General features: G+C 59.4%; 17 protein-coding genes and 3 pseudogenes. 13 read left to right on the top strand and 7 right to left on the bottom strand.

Annotated features, from left to right (window positions below; genetic code table 11):
• Positions 1-153: 153 nt before the first annotated feature.
• Both IC37_RS05350 and rimI read left to right on the top strand, forming a co-directional pair.
• Positions 154-894, top strand: a complete 741-nt coding sequence (locus IC37_RS05350; protein WP_030129670.1) for a hypothetical protein — start codon at positions 154-156, stop codon at positions 892-894.
• Positions 887-1,339: a ribosomal protein S18-alanine N-acetyltransferase gene (gene rimI / locus IC37_RS05345; RefSeq protein WP_007896888.1), complete on the top strand. Its 453-nt coding sequence runs from the start codon at positions 887-889 to the stop codon at positions 1,337-1,339. The genes IC37_RS05350 and rimI overlap by 8 nt, the downstream gene beginning before the upstream one ends.
• A gap of 128 nt (positions 1,340-1,467) precedes the next feature.
• Here rimI and IC37_RS05340 read toward each other — a convergent pair whose 3' ends face one another.
• Positions 1,468-1,872: a hypothetical protein gene (locus tag IC37_RS05340; RefSeq protein ID WP_030129671.1), complete on the bottom strand. Its 405-nt coding sequence runs from the start codon at positions 1,870-1,872 to the stop codon at positions 1,468-1,470.
• A 161-nt stretch (positions 1,873-2,033) separates the two neighbouring features.
• On the opposite strand from IC37_RS05340, the gene can reads away from it, so the two are divergent.
• A complete protein-coding gene (gene can, locus IC37_RS05335) occupies positions 2,034-2,678 on the top strand; it encodes a carbonate dehydratase (RefSeq protein ID WP_030129672.1) in 645 nt (214 codons plus the stop codon).
• Between the two features lie 7 nt (positions 2,679-2,685).
• Here the strand turns inward: can and IC37_RS05330 are convergent, their stop codons facing one another.
• Together IC37_RS05330 and IC37_RS05325 are read right to left on the bottom strand one after the other, a co-directional pair.
• The gene (locus tag IC37_RS05330; protein WP_030129673.1) at positions 2,686-3,210 is read right to left on the bottom strand and encodes an SET domain-containing protein; all 525 of its coding nucleotides are present in this window, start codon (positions 3,208-3,210) and stop codon (positions 2,686-2,688) included.
• 181 nt (positions 3,211-3,391) lie between these two features.
• Complete coding sequence (locus tag IC37_RS05325) at positions 3,392-4,564, bottom strand: hypothetical protein (protein ID WP_030129674.1); 1,173 nt, start codon at positions 4,562-4,564, stop codon at positions 3,392-3,394.
• A gap of 215 nt (positions 4,565-4,779) precedes the next feature.
• On the opposite strand from IC37_RS05325, the gene IC37_RS05320 reads away from it, so the two are divergent.
• From IC37_RS05320 to IC37_RS30860, 3 genes and pseudogenes are all read left to right on the top strand, one after another.
• Complete coding sequence (locus IC37_RS05320) at positions 4,780-6,090, top strand: MFS transporter (protein WP_030129675.1); 1,311 nt, start codon at positions 4,780-4,782, stop codon at positions 6,088-6,090.
• A gap of 118 nt (positions 6,091-6,208) precedes the next feature.
• A pseudogene (locus IC37_RS30865) lies at positions 6,209-6,937 on the top strand (PAS domain-containing protein); the annotation flags it as partial.
• Positions 6,938-6,946: 9 nt separating this feature from the next.
• Positions 6,947-7,525, top strand: a complete 579-nt coding sequence (locus tag IC37_RS30860) for a methyl-accepting chemotaxis protein (protein ID WP_371916310.1) — start codon at positions 6,947-6,949, stop codon at positions 7,523-7,525.
• A 34-nt stretch (positions 7,526-7,559) separates the two neighbouring features.
• Here the strand turns inward: IC37_RS30860 and IC37_RS05310 are convergent.
• From IC37_RS05310 to IC37_RS05300, 3 genes and pseudogenes are all read right to left on the bottom strand, one after another.
• Positions 7,560-7,772: pseudogene (locus IC37_RS05310) on the bottom strand (type II toxin-antitoxin system HigA family antitoxin); the annotation flags it as partial.
• Positions 7,773-7,852: 80 nt separating this feature from the next.
• Positions 7,853-9,697 (bottom strand): gamma-glutamyltransferase, encoded by a 1,845-nt coding sequence (gene ggt / locus IC37_RS05305; protein ID WP_030129678.1) that lies wholly within the window; start codon positions 9,695-9,697, stop codon positions 7,853-7,855.
• A 199-nt stretch (positions 9,698-9,896) separates the two neighbouring features.
• Entirely contained in the window at positions 9,897-11,396 is a 1,500-nt protein-coding gene (locus tag IC37_RS05300; RefSeq protein WP_030129679.1) for a PLP-dependent aminotransferase family protein, read from the bottom strand.
• A gap of 133 nt (positions 11,397-11,529) precedes the next feature.
• Between IC37_RS05300 and serC the strand changes: the two genes are divergently transcribed.
• The 5 genes from serC (at position 11,530) to glyA (ending at position 17,358) form a co-directional block, all read left to right on the top strand.
• Positions 11,530-12,612 (top strand): 3-phosphoserine/phosphohydroxythreonine transaminase, encoded by a 1,083-nt coding sequence (serC, locus tag IC37_RS05295; RefSeq protein ID WP_030129680.1) that lies wholly within the window; start codon positions 11,530-11,532, stop codon positions 12,610-12,612.
• A gap of 150 nt (positions 12,613-12,762) precedes the next feature.
• Positions 12,763-14,013, top strand: coding sequence for a benzoate/H(+) symporter BenE family transporter (locus tag IC37_RS05290; protein ID WP_030129681.1), 1,251 nt, complete (start codon positions 12,763-12,765; stop codon positions 14,011-14,013).
• Positions 14,013-14,831: a YggS family pyridoxal phosphate-dependent enzyme gene (locus tag IC37_RS05285; RefSeq protein ID WP_030129682.1), complete on the top strand. Its 819-nt coding sequence runs from the start codon at positions 14,013-14,015 to the stop codon at positions 14,829-14,831. The genes IC37_RS05290 and IC37_RS05285 overlap by 1 nt, the downstream gene beginning before the upstream one ends.
• Positions 14,832-14,885: 54 nt before the next feature.
• The gene (locus IC37_RS05280) at positions 14,886-16,058 is read left to right on the top strand and encodes an aspartate aminotransferase family protein (RefSeq protein ID WP_030129683.1); all 1,173 of its coding nucleotides are present in this window, start codon (positions 14,886-14,888) and stop codon (positions 16,056-16,058) included.
• 34 nt (positions 16,059-16,092) lie between these two features.
• Positions 16,093-17,358 (top strand): serine hydroxymethyltransferase, encoded by a 1,266-nt coding sequence (gene glyA, locus IC37_RS05275; RefSeq protein WP_030129684.1) that lies wholly within the window; start codon positions 16,093-16,095, stop codon positions 17,356-17,358.
• A gap of 39 nt (positions 17,359-17,397) precedes the next feature.
• Here the strand turns inward: glyA and IC37_RS30365 are convergent.
• Positions 17,398-17,518, bottom strand: a pseudogene (locus IC37_RS30365) (integrase); the annotation flags it as partial.
• Between the two features lie 767 nt (positions 17,519-18,285).
• Here IC37_RS30365 and IC37_RS05260 point away from each other — a divergent pair.
• Together IC37_RS05260 and IC37_RS05255 are read left to right on the top strand one after the other, a co-directional pair.
• The gene (locus tag IC37_RS05260; protein ID WP_030129685.1) at positions 18,286-18,600 is read left to right on the top strand and encodes a type II toxin-antitoxin system RelE/ParE family toxin; all 315 of its coding nucleotides are present in this window, start codon (positions 18,286-18,288) and stop codon (positions 18,598-18,600) included.
• A gap of 4 nt (positions 18,601-18,604) precedes the next feature.
• Positions 18,605-18,943: a DNA-binding protein gene (locus IC37_RS05255; protein ID WP_030129686.1), complete on the top strand. Its 339-nt coding sequence runs from the start codon at positions 18,605-18,607 to the stop codon at positions 18,941-18,943.
• The last annotated feature ends 13 nt before the right edge of the window (positions 18,944-18,956 follow it).

The raw sequence follows: 18,956 nt of genomic DNA, 5'->3' as shown, positions 1-18,956 counted from the left end.
CGTGTCGATTCACTCTCGGGATGGACAGTCGGTTTTCTATCGATCAAGCGCGGGCGATCTTGAGCGAAGGGCGGTAGAATCACCGCACTTTAGTTATCCACAAGTGGCCGACCTTTGCTTATCGAGTCCCGTCGCCGCGCTTATTTGACCGCCATGCAGGTGGTCAACTGGCTGCCGCGCACCGAATTGCCCTTTGCTGCGCCGTCGCGGCCCGAACTGCTGGAGATGCCCGAACCGTTGGTCGTCGCCCCGGTTGCGCCTGTTCCGCAGGCGCAAGCGCCCGTTGAACCTGCGGCCAACCCCGCCGAACGGGTGAAGATCGAGGTGCCACGGCCATCGTTGGCCAGCACCCGCACGAACGCCAAGGTCGAAGAAGAAGAGGCCCCGGTCGCGGTCAAGGCGCCGGTCGTTCCGCCGCCGCGTTTCGCCCTGCAATTGCTGCGCGCCGGTCGTTGCCTGTTGCTGGTGGAGTTACCCACAGGCGAAAGCTTCCAGACCCGCGATCCGGCCTATCTGTTGCTCAAGGACATGCTGCGCGCCGCCGGCCTGCCAGACAGCCCGCAGATCATCGGCGAACCGGTGCGCTGGCCGCTGCTGGCTCGCGGCACCATGGATCAAGGGCCGGAAGCGGCTCGGGATTTCGTACAAGGCTTTCTGTCGGCCCGTCTGGAAGACGCTCCATGCGTCTGCCTGTGGCTGATCGGCTTGCCGGCGGTGCGTTTTGCCGGTGAGGCCAACGCCGAATCCTTCAACCGTGAACTTCAGGTCGAAGGCCTGGGTTCGGTCTGGTCCCTGCCGGGTCTGGAATTATTAATGGAAGAGCCACAGCGTAAGGCTGATGTCTGGCAAGCCATGCGTCGGCTGATGGCGCGCTGGAAAGAATCGAATGAGTGACGCTGTATCGTTCCGCCCGATGACCGAGGCGGACCTGGACACTGTACTGAAAATTGAATACGCGGCTTACAGCCACCCCTGGACCCGCGGGATTTTTCTCGATGGCCTGGGCAAGTATCAGATCTGGCTGATGTTCGAAGGGCAGCAGCAGGTCGGTCATGGCGTGGTGCAGATCATTCTCGACGAGGCGCATTTGCTGAACATCACCGTCAAACCGGAAAATCAGGGCCGCGGCTTGGGTTTGACGCTGTTGGAGCATTTGATGTCGATTGCCTACAAGGCAGAGGCGCGGGAGTGTTTTCTGGAAGTGCGCGACAGCAACCGGGCGGCGTTTCGGTTGTATGAGCGGTATGGGTTCAATGAGATTGGGCGTCGGCGGGACTATTACCCCGCGGTTGGCGGGCGTGAAGATGCGGTCGTTATGGCCTGCACTTTGGTTGACTGATTCGCTTTAAAAGCTTCGCGGGCAAGCCTCGCTCCTACAGGTTTTGTGTCGGTCATACATGTCGTGATCAACACAAAACCTGTAGGTGCGAGGCTTGCCCGCGAAGGCGTTCTCACTGACGAAAACGATCAACGCTTGCCATCCATTGGATCGCGCCGCGCCATCTCTTCTTCATCCAGCCCATTGCCCCCGCCGATGTCGTCCTCATCGACAATGCTCAAATCCCAATCCGCCTGGTCGCCTTCACCCTCTTCGCGGGCGTCCCGTGCGCCGTCTTCACGGATCAAGGTTTCCGGGCTCATGTCATCGTCGGTGGATTCATGGTCATCGGTCGAGCCGCCGGTCATGCCAGCTTCACGGACGCGTTCGTCGGGCATCTTCTGCGCACGCTCGCGTTCGGGGATCAAGTCGCCGATTCTGGCGCCAGGTTCTTCCTTGTCGAAATCCAGCTCATGCACTGAGCCCATGCGGTCTTCGTTGTCGTCGATGGGCTCGGGTTGCGCCTCATCGAACGGGCGTCGTGTATCAGTCATGGCATTTCCTCATACTGTAGGCCTTGCTACAGTTGACCCACTGGGCTTGCGAGAATTCCACCGGCATGGAGTGCCGGGCATCATGGCTGTCTGCATTTCGCGCGTGACCCCGACAGGAGGTTGTCTGTCAAAGCAGCGCATCATTATCGAGGCTTCATTGCATGAACGACTTACAAGATCTGATTGATAACAATGAGCGCTGGGCCGACGCGATCACCCAGGAAGATCCTGATTTCTTCGCCAAGCTGGCCCGCCAACAAACCCCGGAGTATCTGTGGATCGGTTGCTCCGATGCCCGCGTGCCGGCTAATGAAATCGTCGGTATGTTGCCGGGCGATCTGTTCGTGCACCGTAACGTGGCCAACGTTGTATTGCACACCGACCTCAACTGCCTATCGGTGATTCAGTACGCGGTCGACGTACTCAAAGTCAAACACATCCTGGTCACCGGCCACTACGGTTGCGGCGGTGTACGCGCCTCGATGCAGGACCGTCAGTTGGGCCTGATCGACGGTTGGCTGCGCTCGATTCGCGATCTCTATTATGAAAAACGCGACGAACTGGCCAAGTTGTCCACCGAAGAAGAAAGGGTCGACCGCCTCTGCGAACTCAATGTGATCCAGCAGGTGGCCAACGTCGGCCATACCAGCATTGTGCAAAACGCCTGGCACCGCGGGCAGAGCCTGTCGATCCATGGTTGCATCTATGGCATCAAGGATGGACGCTGGAAAAGCCTGAACGCCACCATCAGCGGTTTCGAACAGTTGCCGCCGCAGTACCGTTTGCGTCCGGTCGAGGCGTTGTAAAAGCCTTTCAGCCGTGACTTCGTCGACGCCAGTGTTGAAAAAACTGTTCTCCATTGGCATTCGGCGACTCGTCATAGCCGATGATCCAGCCACGGCAGCAGGAACAACCGCAGCGGCAGGCGAACTGCCGCAGCAGCTTGTCTTCTGTCGTGGCGAAATCCATCGTCAGCCGGTCACCCTTTTTGATGTCTTTGAGCGCCCATAACCACAGCTCGCTCATGTCGAGAAAAACGTTGGGGTCGCAGGAATGGTTCAGCAGACTGCAGAAACGCGGATCATAGACGTGGATTCCCGGCGCCAGCTGCCGGGTGTGTCGGTTGCGGTAGGGCAACAGATGTCCGGAAATCCGGCAGATTCGGCTGATGCGAGGGAACTCGCGCTGCGCCTCGACAGCCATTGCCGATCCCCGAGCGTTGGAGATGATTTTAAAGTCGGCTTCGGAGGGGAATCCAAGGCGAAGAGACAACTCTTTAAATGGATAGATGCCATTGAATGACGGTGGGGTTATTCCTTGTTCGGCATGGGCTCTCATAACAATCCTTGTTAGCAGGGTGCTGCGACTTCTATCAGCTGACCTCCTGTCAGCTCTGCAGCACATGGGTACGTCCCAAGCCTCTCGCAAATGAAACAACCGGTCTACTGTCAGATATGACAGGCGAAAAAGGCTCTTTCCCGCGTCAGCCATGGCTCACGCGGGGAAAGGCTTTCATCGTTTACAGGTGTGGCGCAGGGGCAGAGGTCGCAAGAGACGGACTCTTCAGCTGTTTCAGCTGAGATTTGACCGTCGTTGTTGCGCATTTGGCCACGGCCTGTTCGGGCGTCAGGTTGCGGATCGAGGTGTAGAACAGCTCGCAGGTTTTTTCTTTTTGGGTCACTTGCCAGGTCTGAGTACAGCTTTTCAGCTGAACGGTAGGGTCAGTACCCGGTTTGCTGCCCATCCCGGCCTGCCAGCATGCGGCGCTCAAATCCTGCCCCATGACTTTCAGCCCAGCGGCGTCAGCCTTGGCCTGGGCATCGCTGCCGCTGTAGGCCTCGGGATCGGCGGCGTACCAGATGTAGCTCGGATGGTTGGAACCCAGTACTGGCACCTTCACACCCTCGCTCGGGCTGATGGTTGCCAGGCCCAGCACGTCCACGGTCGGCCCGTATTGCTGCTTGATCCAGTTACGCACCGGTGCGCCGAAGGCAACCATCGGCAACGCAGCGCCGCTGGCGTTCTGGCTGACTTCCTTGACCATGGTGGTCTGGTAATCCTTGAAGTAGTCATAGACGCCTTCCAGGTCCTTGCCGGCGCTGGATGGCGCGGCAATCGGCGCGATGTCGATGATGGTCTGATAGCCCGGTGTCTGGTCAACGGGGATGCCGTTAGCGGTCAGCAGCGTGGCCCAGCGATCGGTGGTCTTGGACTCCAGGTAGTCTTGGGCCTGGGTCAGCGAGTAATCCGGCGGGAAGTGCAGCAGTTCGACGCTTTTGCGGTTTTCCAGCGCCATGCCCAGCGGCAGGAACAGGTACCAGTTATAGGTCCATTTACCGTCAGTACTTAGCTTGCTGGCGCCGTTGTAAGCCAGATCGCCGGCATCGAGCAATGCGGTCAGTGGTTTTTCATAGCCAGCAGGCACGCCACTGATTGAGGCGTAGAGCTGATCGTTATCGGTTTTGACTTGAACTTTTGCGGTTTTGTAGCCATCGCGTTGTACGCTTTGGGTCAGGTAGTGCTCGACTGTCTGCTCCAGTGTCCAGTTGCGAAAACAGATGACGTTGCAGTTGTTGGGATAGGCGAACAGTCGGGTGATGCGTTCGGTACTGCCCAGTTTCAGATCGACGTCGGCGTGGGCGGCGGTACTCAGGGTGAGTGCGGCGAGAGTAAGTCCTGCGAGTTTGAACATGCTCAGATCCTTTTCAGCGTGAGCCCTCGGAGGTGGGGCGGGGTACATACTGAAACTACTTGTGTCGAGCGGTCTAGTGCTCATGTGAAAGGTGTAACGGTTCTCCAATGTGAGAGTTGCTCACTCCCGCACTACGAGGGTCTGACGGGTTGTCCGCAAGTGTATTTGCGTAGACCATGGGCGCCTTGGTTTTTTGCCTGCCAGAGTTCTTTGCCATGACTGCCAATACCGCTGCGCGCCCGGCGCCCTTCACCCGCTCGGACTACAAGACCCTGGGGCTTGCAGCCCTTGGGGGCGCGCTGGAAATCTACGACTTCATCATTTTCGTATTTTTCGCGCTGACCCTCAGCCAACTGTTCTTCCCGCCGGAAATGCCCGAGTGGCTGCGTCTGCTGCAAAGCTTCGGGATCTTCGTCACCGGCTACCTGGCGCGCCCATTGGGCGGGATTCTAATGGCGCATTTCGCTGACCGACTGGGACGCAAGAAGGTTTTCAGCCTGAGCATCCTGATGATGGCGTTGCCGTGCCTGTTGATCGGGATCATGCCGACCTACGCCCAGATCGGTTATTTCGCTCCACTCCTACTGCTGGCCCTGAGGGTCCTGCAAGGCGCGGCGGTGGGCGGTGAAGTGCCAAGTGCCTGGGTGTTCGTCGCCGAGCATGCGCCGGTTGGGCATCGCGGTTATGCTTTGGGTTTCCTACAGGCGGGGTTGACGTTTGGCTACTTGATCGGAGCCCTGACGGCGACATTTCTGGCGCAGACGTTCACCCCGGCGGAGATCCTCGATTACGCCTGGCGCTATCCGTTTCTGCTGGGCGGTGTGTTTGGCGTCATCGGTGTCTGGCTGCGTCGCTGGCTCAGTGAAACCCCGGTGTTCATGGCGATGCAGGCCCAGCGCGAGGCCGCGGTCGAACTGCCGCTGAGCACGGTCCTGCGTGAGCATCGCCTGGCGATGCTGCCGGCGATGATCCTCACCTGTGTGCTGACCTCGGCCGTGGTGGTCTTTGTGGTCATTACCCCGACCATGATGCAAAAAACCTTCGGAATGACCGCCAGCCATACCTTCGCCCTGAGTGCCTTGGGCATCGTCTTTCTGAACATCGGCTGCGTACTCGCGGGGCTGCTTGTCGACCGCATCGGTGCCTGGCGCACGGTAATGCTGTATAGCCTGCTGCTGCCTTTGGGCATTGGCGTGCTCTACGCCTGCCTCATTGAGGGTCAGTGGATCGGGTTGGCCTATGCGGTGGCCGGCCTCGGTTGCGGGGTGGTCGGCGCGGTGCCATCGGTGATGGTCAGCCTGTTTCCGGCGCGTATTCGCGTTTCGGGAATTTCCTTCACCTACAACATTGCCTACGCGGCGTGGGCGAGTATCACACCATTGCTGTTGATCGGACTGATGCCGTGGAGCCCATGGATTTGTGTGATCTTCTGCGCGGTGATGGGGGCGGTGGGCATTGGCAGCGCGGCGTATTTCGGCGCGCGGATGCCAAGAATGGGGCGCTGTTCGGTGGCTGGCGCGATATGAGGGTGTTCGTACCGCGACTATTTTTTAGGGAAATCCTGAAACACTCTTCAGAAAATATCCCTAATGCCGATGTTTAGGCTGTAAGCCGCTTCCTACTTCTGTCCATCGGTGCTTTTCCATGTTCAACAAACGCTTGAAGCAGGAGCTGTCGGCTCTTCGCGAAGAACTCTCCAGCCTTCAGCAAATCAAGGAGAGCCTGGAAAGCGAGATGCTGGTCCTGACCCTTGATTCCGATGGCAGGATTCAGTCGGCCAACCAGAACTTCATGGGTGAGATGCTCTACAAGGGCAACGATCTGGTCGGCCGGCACATCGAAGACATCGTCCCCGTCCATGTGAAATCGGACGAATTCCACCGCCGCTTCAAGGCCTCGCTGACCCGTGGCGAGCACTTTGCCGGCACGGTTCGTTTATTGCGGGGCAATGGTGCCGAAGCCTGGCTGCGGTCGATCATGCAACCGATACGGTCCCCGGATGGCCGGATCAAACACTTCTCGATTTACTCCAGCGACCTGACCCGCACCATCGAGGCGTCCCGCGAACATGAGAACCTGATCGGCGCACTGGTGCGTTCGACCGCAGTCATCGAATTCGACCTCAATGGCAACGTTCTGACGGCCAACGAGCGGTTTCTCAATGGTATGGGTTACAGTCTGGCGCAGATCCAGGGCAAACATCACCGCACCTTCTGCGCGCCAGAGGAATATAACAGCGCCGAGTATCAGAACTTCTGGCGCCGCCTGAACGCCGGTGAGTTCGTGGCCGACCGTTTCAAGCGTATCGACAGCCACGGTCGTGTGATCTGGCTCGAGGCTTCCTACAACCCGGTAGCCGACGCCAACAACAAGCTCTACAAAGTGGTGAAATTCGCCACGGTGATTACCGATCAGGTCAATCAGGAGCAGGCTGTCGCCGAAGCGGCCAACATCGCCTACAGCACCTCGCAGCAAACCGACAGCAGCGCCCAGCGCGGGACCACTGTGGTGACTCAAGCGGTGGACGTCATGCGTGACTTGGCCAAACACATGCAAACCGCGGGCGAAGGCATCGAGGCGCTGAACGAGCAATCATTGGTGATCGGCACCATCGTCAAAACCATCAGTGGTATCGCCGAGCAGACCAACCTGCTGGCGCTCAACGCGGCCATCGAAGCAGCTCGCGCCGGTGAACAGGGGCGGGGGTTTGCTGTGGTGGCTGACGAAGTCCGGCAACTGGCCTCGCGCACCAGCCAGGCGACCGATGAAATTGTGGGCGTTGTGCGCCAGAACCAGGACATGGCGCGCAACGCGGTGGCACTCATGACCGAGGGTAAACTCCAGGCTGAACAAGGTCTGGCGCTGGCGGCGGAGGCAGGGACGGTGATCGTCGAGATCCAGGACGGTGCGCAGAAAGTGGTGGACGCGGTCGGACAGTTTGCCAATCAATTGGCGACTTGATGCTCATCTATCCGGCGTGAGTTGCGCAAAAAGGTCAGGCCTGCTTCTGCGGCTTGATCAGACTTTCAGCGGGTATCCCGAATAGCTCATGAAGCTTCCAGATCATCGGAAGCGTCAATGCGCGCTTGCCGTTGAGCACTTCATAAACCCGGTTTGTCCGGCCAATGGCAGGTGCCAGATCAGCGGCGGACAGACCGGACTGCTCCATGCGAAATTTGATCGCATCGATCGGCGTAGGCAGGTCGACCCGCGAGATACCTGATCAGGATTCTTCGCTAATAAAAAAGGCCTACCTCCCGGTAAGCCTTTTCTCATTCCTGCGTACGACTAATCCCCCAACGCTTCCCCCTCACGCCGCGGATCGGCCCCGCCGGCCAGCGCCGCTTTCGCCTGCGCATCCTTGACCCGAACAATCGCCTGAGTTCCGCTGGTCATGTCGATCTCGCTCACGTTGTGCCCTTTGTCCGTCAGCGTCTGAATCAGCTCAGCGCTGAACTGCCCCTGTTCCAGTTCGGTCGGGCCGTTGCGGCTGCCGAAGTTGGGCAGGTTGATGGCCGCTTGCGGGTCGAGGTTCCAGTCGAGCAGGCCGATGGTGGATTTGGCGACGTATTCGATGATTTGCGAGCCGCCAGGGGAGCCAATGGTGGCGAGGAATTCGCCGCTCTGGCGGTCGAAAATCAGCGTTGGCGCCATGGACGAGCGCGGGCGTTTACCCGGTTCGACGCGGTTGGCGACTTTTTGCCCGTTCTCTTCGGGAATGAACGAGAAGTCGGTCATCTGGTTGTTGAGCAGAAAACCCTGGACCATCAGGTGTGAGCCAAACGCTGCCTCCACGGTGGTGGTCATGGACACGGCGCCGCCTTCGTCATCGACCGCCACCACTTGCGAGGTAGAGATGCGCAGCGGCGAGCGGTCTGGCGCATGGGCAACCTGAATCCCCGGCGGGGTGCCGGGGTTGGCCAGGCCCATGCTACGGTCGCCAATCAACGCGGCGCGGCTGGCCAGATAAGTCGGGTCGATCAGACCTTTTACCGGCACGGGTACGAAGTCGGTGTCGGCGACGTACAGTGCGCGGTCGGCGTAAGCCAGGCGCTCGGCTTCGGCGATCAGGTGCACGGCTTCAGGCGCCGGTTCGATGCCCGCCGGTTTGTGGGTCTGGACCGGTTTGAGTGGCGCCAGGGCAAAACGCGGGTCGCGGGATTCCAGTGCCTGCAAGGTGCCGAGGATCTGCGCCACGGCGATCCCACCCGACGCCGGCGGCGGCATGCCGCAGACTTGCCAGCGCTTGTAGTCGGTGCACAGTGGCGCACGTTCCTTGGCCTTATAGCCTTGGAGGTCGTCCAGCGACAGGCTGCCGGGGTTGCCATGGCCCTGAACCCTGGCGACGATCTCTTTTGCGATCGGGCCTGCGTACAGCGCGTCGGGACCTTCCTTGGCGATGCGTTTCAATACAGCGGCGAGTGCCGGGTTTTTCAGTTGTGTACCGACGGCTTTTGGGCTGCCATCGGCATTCAGAAAGTAGGCGGCCATATCCGGTGAGCGCGGTATGAACGAGTCCGCTGCGATCAGCCGATGCAGTCGTGGCGAGAGGGCGAAGCCTTGTTCCGCGAGTTTGATGGCGGGCTCGAACAACTTCGCCCACGGCAGGCGACCGTGCTTCTGATGGGCCAGCTCCAAGGCCCGCAACACACCCGGCGTCCCCACTGAGCGCCCGCCGATCTGTGCTTGGGTGAACGGCATCGGTGTACCGTCGGCTTGCAGGAACAGTTTCTCGGTGGCGCCGGCCGGAGCGGTTTCGCGACCGTCGTAAGTGCGCACAGCCTTGCCATCCCACAGCACAATCAACGCGCCACCGCCAATGCCCGACGATTGCGGTTCGACCAGCGTCAACACCGCTTGCATGGCAATGGCGGCATCAATCGCCGAGCCGCCCTGACGCAGCATCTCCCGTCCGGCTTCGGCTGCCAGCGGGTTGGCGGCTGCGGCCATGTGTTTCGAGGCATGCCGGGTCTGCAGGTCGGTGCGATAACCGGAGGCGACTTCCGGGGCGACCGGCAGAGTAGAAACTGACGACGAAGAGGGCAGGGTATTACACGCGGCGAGGGTTAAAGCGGTGGCAATCAGCGAAAAGGCTGACAGGCGATAGCGGCTCAAGTGAAAGGCTGAGAACACGCGGGGCACTCCGTCCATGGGATAAAAGGTCTGGGGACTTTATCGGCCTGAGGGGGAGCGACGCAAATCAGGTCTGCCGTCCTGAAATGAATGCCACTTTTCTCGAGGCATAAAAAACGGCTTGAGCCTCAAGGTTTGTGGTGCCCTGTATCGCCTGTTGATGAACTATGCCTTGGGCCACTAACCGCCAGACATTTCCTTACCGTGTTTTCAGTGCATTGGCCAGGCGCAGCATGGCCGCTTCGATTTCATAAGCGGTCAAGGACGAGTAACCCAAAAGCCAGCCTCGTTTCTTCTCCTCGCCGGCGTACAACCGGCTCAGGCCGGAAAGCTGTACGCCGGCGCTGGCCGCTTGGCGGATGGTTTTTTCCTCAGACCAGCCATCGTGCAGCAGGCAGGGAATTTGTAGCCCGCCGGGAGGGCGCAAGGCGGTAACGATGCCTTCCAAGTGCTTGCCGATCGCCTCGAGCATGATGGAACGGCGCCCGGCATACAGCTTGCGCATGGCCCGGACATGGGCGTTGTAATGGCCGTCCTCCATAAAGCGCGCCAGGGTCAGTTGCAGGATTTGTGGCGTGTGGCCGTCCATCATGCTGCGCGCGTAGGTGAAGGCTTTGATCAACTCGTGGGGCAATACCATGTAGCCCATTCGCAACCCAGGGTAGAGGGTCTTGCTGAAGGTGCCGATGTAGAGCGTACGCTGGTACTTGTCCAGGCCCTGTACGCAGGCGGTCGGCTGCCCGTCGTAGTGAAATTCGCTGTCGTAGTCATCCTCGATGACCCACTTGCCTTTCTCCGCGGCCCAGTTGATCAGCTCAAGACGACGTTCCAGCGGCAAGGTCGCGCCGGTGGGGTATTGATGAGAAGGGGTGACATAGACGCAGTTGGCGCCGCTGCGGTCGGCGTACAGCAAGTCCGTGCGTATACCCAGCTCATCGACATCGACGGGCAGGACTTTGGTCTCGGCGGTTTCAAAGGCTTTCTTGGCGCCATAGTAGCCCGGGTTTTCCAACAGGATCGGTTTGCCGGCATCCACCAACAACTGCGCACACAGAAAGAGGGCCTGGCGAGTGCTGCTCAACACCATGATCTGGTCGGGGGAGCATTTGGCCCCGCGTTCGAGGTTCAAGTAGGTGGCAATCGCCTTGCGCAGCGGCTCGGCTCCTTGCGGGTCGCCATGCAACAGCACGTTGGCGCGATGGTCCTTCATGACCTGGCGTTGCAGGCGCTCCCAGACATCGGTGGGGAAGGTGCGGGTTTCCGGCAGGCCAGTCGCAAATGCCTTGATCACCTGCTGATCGTTTACACCGCCACTGTCGAAGATCATCCGTCCGCGCTGGCTCAAGCCTGCCCCCGGTGCCGCCTGGCTGCTTTTGACCTCTTGCGCCTTGATGCGGCGGCGTGCCGCGCCGCGCAATTCGGTGCCCACCGTTTCGCAGACATAACTGCCGGCCCCCTCGCGCCGCACGATAAAACCGTCCCGGTGCAGTTGCACATAGGCGTTCTCTACGGTGTCGCGGGCAATCCCGAGTGATTTGGCCAACACCCGAGTCGCGGGGAGCTTCAAACCCGGGTCAAGAGCGCCATCGAGGATCAGCTCACGCAGTGCGCGCTGAATCCGCTGGTGCAGATCCAGCAGCTGAAACTCAGCATCGTTGAGGCGCATTTTCAGCGTTTCGAGCTCGAACGTTTTCGCCATGCGGTCTGCCTGTCCTTAATAAATTGGCCTGTAAAGGCAGGCCAGTTTATCCGTAGAATCTGCCCCTCGCCACTGCCTTTGTGCGCGGCGAGCAGGCGCGTTGCGAACGATTTTGAACAGGGGGGACTCAGCTATGGCCAGGTCACACAACTTCAGCGCAGGGCCGACCGCGGTGCCGATGGAAGTACTTCGGCAAGCGCACGAGGAGTTTTTTGACTTCGCGGGTACGGGCATGTCGGTGATGGAAATCAGCCACCGCTCCGAGGTTTTCATGGAGGTTGCCTACCAGGCCGAACACGACCTGCGGGAAATTCTGCAGGTACCCGGCGAGTACAAGGTGCTGTTCTTGCAAGGGGGCGCCTCGCTGCAATTTGCCCAGGTGCCGATGAACCTGTTGGGGGATAAACGCACGGCGGACTATCTGCATACCGGCCTCTGGTCAGGCAAGGCCATTGAGGCCGCCCAGCGCTACTGCGACGTTCGCATCGTCGCCAGCAGCAAGGCGTCCGGTTTTGATCGCATCCCCGAGGTGTCGGACTGGAACCTCAATCCGAACGCCGCCTACCTGCACTACACCGAAAACGAAACCGTACACGGCGTGCAATTCGTCGACGCGCCTGATGGCTTGGCGCCTTTGGTGTGCGACGCCTGTTCAAGCCTGCTTTCCAAGCCGATTGACGTGGCCAGGCATGGCCTTGTGTATGCTGCCGCGCAAAAAAACATGGGAGTGGCCGGGCTGACAGTGGTCATCGCTGACCCGGCGTTGCTGGATGCCGCGCAGGCGTTTACCCCCGACATACTCAACTACGCGCGCATCACCGACGCCCAGTCGATGCTCAACACCCCGGCGACCTTTCCTTGGTACCTCACCGGCCTGACGCTCAAATGGATCAAGCGCAGCGGCGGCCTCGACGCCCTTCACCGGCTTAACCAGGCCAAGGCCGAGTTGCTGTATCGCACCCTCGACGACAGTGACGGGTTTTACCGCAACAGCGTGCAAGCGCCGTTTCGTTCGATCAACAACGTGCCGTTCGTGCTCGCCGATGCGGCGCTGGAGAAGACCTTTGTGCAACAGGCCGAACAGGCCGGTCTCAACGGGCTGAAAGGGCACGCCTCGGTCGGCGGGATGCGAGCCAGCCTCTATAACGCGGTCACGCTGCAGGCCGTGGAAGCATTGAGCGACTTCATGAAGAATTTTGCCCGCGTTTATGGCTGAGGCAGGGATCGCTTTTCAGTCACAGCAAGCGGTCCGGTAAGTGGTCTGGCCTTCTGCGAAAAAATGCAGGGGAAAAACATGCCATTTCAGCGCTATAAATTACCCCTCATCCGAGGCCAAACACCTTGTTTTGCAAGGAGCAAAGCAACCATGTCTTCTTCAGCATCCCCGTCGCCCCTGCGTCTACGCGACCTTCTGCATCCGATTGTCGCCGGGCTGATTTCAGTCATCGTCAACTATGGCGGTACGTTCATCCTGGTCTTTCAGGCCGCCAAGATCGCCGGGCTCAGCCCCGAGCTGACGGCGTCGTGGGTATGGTCTGTGTCGATTGGCGTGGGTATTACCGGGCTGTTTCTCAGTTGGGTGAGCCGTGAGCCGATCATTACCGCCTGGTCGACACCCGCCGCAGCCTTTCTCGTTGTCGCGCTGTCCACCACGCCGTACGCCGAGGCGGTAGGTGCGTACATCATTTCGGCCGCCGCCTTCGTGCTGCTGGGTTTGTCTGGCTGCTTCGAAAAAGTCATCCGCCTGATTCCGCCGGGCGTGGCTGCGGGTCTGCTGGCCGGTATCCTGCTGCAGTTCGGTATCGGCGCGTTTGGTGGTATGAGTCTTGACCCACTGTTGGTCGGGTTGCTGATTGCCGCTTACGTGGTGCTAAAGCGCTTTACCGCGCGCTACGCGGTGGTGGGCATTCTGGTGCTGGGGCTGGCGTTTCTTCTGACGCAGGGTCGTGTGGATCTTTCGGGGTTGGCGCTGCAATTCGCGGCACCGGTATTCACCCGACCTGAGTTCTCGATCAATGCGTTGCTCAGCGTGGCGCTGCCGCTGTTTCTGATCACCCTCACCGGTCAGTACATGCCGGGCATGCTGGTGCTGCGCAACGATGGCTTCAGCACCAGCGCCAACCCTATCGTGACTGTCACGGGGCTGGGCTCCTTGCTGATGGCGCCCTTCGGGTCGCACGCCTTCAACGTCGCCGCCATCACGGCGGCCATCTGCACCGGCAAGGAAGCCTCGGAGGATCCGTCCAAGCGCTGGATCGCCGGGGTTGCCGCGGGTGTGTTCTACATCCTCGTCGGGGTTTTCGGGGTGACCCTCGCCGCAGTGTTCATGGCGTTCCCGGCCACCTTCATTACGACGCTGGCCGGGCTGGCCCTGCTCGGCACTATCGGCGCCAGCCTGGCCAGCGCCATGGCTGACGTCAAATCCCGCGAAGCTTCGCTGATCACCTTTCTGGCGTCCGCCGCGAACATCACCTTGCTGGGGATTGGTGGGGCGTTCTGGGGGTTGCTGATCGGTCTGGCGGCCTACGCCTTACTCAATGGCCGCTGGCCGCGTCGTAAGGCGGTGGTCATTCCGGCTGTCGACGCTGTTGTGACGACCCAAGGAGCCACCCACTGATGCTCGATCAACTGGAAGAAACCGTCACCCTGCACGAGCGTCATGGCCGTTACCCACAGGCCACCAGCGTCGAGGACTTTCGTCGCAATCTGGCAGCCGTGCAGCAGCGTATCGCTAATGCCTGTCAGCGGGTCGGACGTGATCCGGCGAGTGTGCGTCTGCTGCCGGTCAGCAAGACCTTTGACGAAGCTCATCTGCGTCTGGCCTACGCCGCCGGCTGCCGTCTACTCGGTGAGAACAAGGTGCAGGAAGCGCAGCGCAAATGGCAGGCCATGACCGACCTTGCCGGCCTGCAATGGTCGGTTATCGGCCACCTGCAAACCAACAAGGCCAAGCAGGTGGCGCGTTTTGCCAGTGAATTTCAGGCGTTGGACAGCCTGCGAGTGGCCGAGGCCCTGGATCGTCGCCTGCACATCGAGGGGCGTCAACTGGATGTGTTCGTCCAGGTTAATACCTCTTGCGAAGCCAGCAAGTACGGTCTGGAGCCCGAAGCCGTCGCGGATTTTATATCTGCGCTGCCATCGTTCTCGGCGTTACGGGTGCGCGGTTTGATGACGCTGGCGCTGTTTTCGGCTGACGTAGCCCGTGTGCGCCCTTGCTTTGTACGGTTGCGCGAACTGCGCGAGCGCTTGCGCCAGCACGCCCCGGCGGGCGTCGGGCTGGAAGAACTGTCCATGGGCATGTCCGGCGATTTTGAAGTCGCCATTGAAGAGGGGGCCACCGTGGTGCGTGTCGGTCAGGCCATCTTCGGCGCACGTGCCATGCCGGATGCCTACTACTGGCCGACCGCGGATGCCTGTCCGGGAAGTGATGAGTAGTCGCCGCTGACAACCCCCTTAACATCTTGATCCAGCTCTACAGGAAGCCATCCGATGTCCTCTGCACCCTCGTACCTCATGCACAACTATGCTCGCCAGCCGGTCTCCTTCAGTCGAGGCCAAGGGGCATCTCTGTGGGACATGCACGGGGTCGAATACCTGGATGCAATCGCCGGTGTGGCGGTGACCAGCCTCGGGCATGCCAACCCCGAAATTGCCGCCGCCATTGCCGAGCAAGCGAGCCAGTTACTGCACACCACCAACATGTTTCGCATCGAATGGCAGGAGCAATTGAGTGAGCGCTTGTGCGTCTTGTCGGGCATGCAACGCGCCTTTTTTTGCAACTCGGGGGCTGAAGCCAACGAAGCGGCGCTCAAGTTGGCCCGGCTCCACGCCAACGCCAGGAATGTGGTGCAGCCACAAGTGCTGGTGATGGAAAACAGCTTTCACGGTCGCACTTTGGCCACCCTCGCGGCCACCGGCAACCCCGCCGTGCAGCGTGGCTTTGAGCCTTTGATGCCAGGCTTTCTACGGGTGCCTTACGACAATATCGAGGCGATCCGCGAGGTGGCGGCGCAATCACCCAACATCGTCGCGGTACTGGTCGAGCCCGTGCAGGGTGAGGGCGGTGTGCATGCCGCGTCCACCGGTTATCTGCAGGCTCTGCGGCAACTGTGCGACGAGCACGATTGGTTGATGATGGTCGATGAAGTGCAAACCGGGATGGGCCGCACCGGCGCCTGGTTTGGCTTCCAACACGCGGGGATAGTGCCGGATGTCATCACGCTGGCCAAGGCACTGGGCAATGGCTTTCCCATTGGCGCATGCCTGGCTCGGGGCAAGGCCGCTGAACTGTTTTCCCCGGGCCATCATGCCTCCACTTTCGGCGGCAATCCCCTGGCCTGCCGCGTGGGATGCACCGTACTCGACATCATGGAGCGCGATCACATCCCGCAGCGCGCAGCCACATCTGGCCGTCGGCTGCTGGCTGCGCTGCAGGAGGCGCTTGGCAATCACAGTGAGGTCGTTTCCATTCGCGGCCTGGGCCTGATGGTCGGCATCGAACTGAACCGTCAGTGTGCCGAACTGGTCGGCCGGGCGCGGGATGAACAACGCCTGCTGATAACGGTGACTCGCGGCACGACCCTGCGACTGCTGCCACCGTTGATCTGTGAGGACTCGCAGATCGACGACATCGCCGCGCGTGTCATTCGGCTCTTGTCGTAAACCGACTTACCTTCCAACCAAGGACCTTTTCATCATGTACGACTCCACGCTGACCCTTAAAGCATTCGACGCCGAGCTGTGTGAGGCGATTCATAACGAAGAACATCGTCAGGAAGACCACGTCGAACTGATCGCCTCCGAGAACTACGCCAGCCCTCTGGTCATGAAAATTCAGAGCACCGTGCTCACCAACAAATACGCCGAAGGCTATCCGGGTAAGCGCTACTACAGCGGCTGTGAATATGTTGACGTGGCTGAGCAACTGGCCATCGAGCGAGTCAAGACGTTGTTCAACTGCGATTACGCCAACGTGCAGCCACATGCGGGCGCTCAGGCGAACGCCGCGGTATTCCTGGCATTGATCAATCCCGGTGACACGGTGATGGGCATGAACCTGGCCCAAGGTGGTCACCTGACCCACGGTAACCCTTCAAATTTCTCGGGCCGTCATTACAAGATCGTCCCTTATGGGCTGGACCCGAAAACGGGCTTTCTCGATTACGACGAGATGGAACGCATCGCCCTGGAAACGCGACCGAAAATGCTGATCGGTGGCTTTTCTGCCTACTCCCGGTGCAAAGACTGGGCGCGTATGCGGACCATTGCCGACAAGGTCGGGGCCATTTTCTGGGTCGACATGGCCCACGTCGCGGGGCTGGTCGCCGCCGGCGAATACCCGGACCCATTGCCGCACGCCCACGTGGTCACCAGCACCACTCACAAAACCCTGCGCGGCCCACGGGGCGGCTTGATTTTGTCCAAGGGGCAAGACGAAGTGTTCTACAAAAAGCTCGATTCCGCGGTATTCCCGGGCGTCCAGGGCGGCCCATTGATGCATCAGATCGCTGCCAAGGCCGTCGCTTTCAAGGAAGCACTGAGGCCCGAGTTCAAAACCTATCAGACACAGGTGGTGATCAACGCCCGGGCCATGGCGGCCGTGCTGCAAGAGCGGGGTTACAAGATCGTCTCCGGTGGCACCGATAACCACATGATGCTAATCGACCTGACCGGCAGGCCTTACACCGGCAAGGAAGCCGATGCGGCCCTGAGCAAGGCCTACATCACCGCTAACAAGAACTCGGTGCCCAACGACCCGCGCTCACCGTTCGTGACCTCCGGGCTGCGCATCGGTACCCCGGCGGTTACCACCCGAGGTTTCGGCGTGGTCGAATGCGAGCAAGTGGCGGGCTGGTTGTGCGACGTACTGGGCGCCTTGGAAAACGGCGATAGCGAGAAGGTCAGGCACCAGGTGCGCGAACAAGTGGTGGCGCTCTGCCGTCGTCATCCGGTCTATCGTTAACCCTCTAGCGGGCAGTTCTTCTTGCGAGACATGGGCCTAATTCACGGCCTTTCCCGATGGCAGAAACTTATGAACCCCTCAAGGGGTTGTTCATCGCTCTGCCGGTTACACGGGCCGGGTCGTGGATGTCTTTGCAGTAAGCCCTTACGCGACTCATCTGAAGAATGCAGGTAGATCAGGATGGATATCCAGATACAAGAAAGCCCGCACGAGGCGGGCTTCTTGAGGTGATTTATAGACTGCTGTAGACATCTATAAATCGGTACTTGGTGGTACACAGACATTTGAACTGGCTTCCTAACATGCTGTATTTGCTTGGTATTTATTTTTTAGTTTGTGCGAGGGATACATGTGGGGATACACGGCGCTCGCTGCTAGGTGGATTTTTGCCGTTTTCTCTTCGGCAGGGAAGGCGCTCAAAGTGACCATTATATGAGGTGGGTCGCTCCGACGAATGGCATCACACAAGCGGCTTTGGACTTCCGAGTCTTGGTCCTTTGCTCATCAGCGGCGCGGGGCTATGTCCTGACGGGAACCTACCTTCTCGAATAGCCGTTGATGGTTTGCCAATTTCCACCCAGGTTTCGTAACCCTTTACATCGATCAGCACCCGCCCATCAGGTGCCTTTCGCCAAACGTGATCTTTGCCCCATGTGCCGTCAGCGATCTTTGATCGAATCGCGGCCTCAGTGTACCCAGAGTCGCTGGAAAACTTTCTGACAGTCACATAACGCATTTTTCGCATTCCTCAGCTTGATCGTCTACATTTCGGCTCACCCGCGAGCGCGAGAATGGCGCGCCACTTGGTCCTGAGAGCGCGAGACCTAGGTGGAAGAAAGTTTTTCACTGTACAAATGGACACCCATCGACCCAATCCACTCGATGAACTTTATCAATTAGTAATTTGTCCCTTTAAAGGTACACTGCATGTATGAAGTGAAGCACGCCCACACTGACAACGATGTCGATCTGTACCAGTGCTGGCTTGATTCACTTCGAGACTCCAGGGCAAAAGCGCGCATCACCACTAGAGTGGAGCGGGCCGCCCTAGGGAATTTTGGTGATCACGCCCCCGTAGGTGATTCAGTCTACGAGTTGCGCATCGATTACGGTCCCGGTTATCGGGTGTATTACGTCATTTCCGGCACGTTGGTTTTACTTTTGCTGGGCGGCGGAACGAAGCAAAGACAGCAAAACGACATCGATCAATCAATAGAAATTTGGAAGGCGCTGAAGGGGTAGCACAATGAAAAGCGTAAGCAATCACGAGGACAGTGTTCTCGAAATGCTGCGCACAGACGAGGACTTTGCTCTTGAGTATCTCGTTGCAGCACTAGAGGAAATTGACGAAGAGGGCGGTGAGTCTGTTTTTCTTACCGCGGTACGCCGTGTAGTAGAGGCGAGAGGCGGTTTTGCCGCTGTTTCCAACACAACCGGACTGAATAGAGGGAACCTCTATAGACAATTTTCAGCAGATGGAAACCCAGGCCTGTCTACGCTACTGAAGGTATTGTCCGCTGTAGGACTTGGACTGTCGAAAGTGGTAACTCACAGCCAGGATGATCAAGAACACGCAGCAGCCTGATCAGCAATTGCAA

It is taken from the genome of Pseudomonas sp. QTF5 (genome assembly GCF_000512695.2).
Taxonomy (GTDB): domain Bacteria; phylum Pseudomonadota; class Gammaproteobacteria; order Pseudomonadales; family Pseudomonadaceae; genus Aquipseudomonas.
The sequence above is the reverse complement of the archived record's forward strand: the minus strand, read 5'-3'. Positions and strand labels throughout refer to the sequence as shown.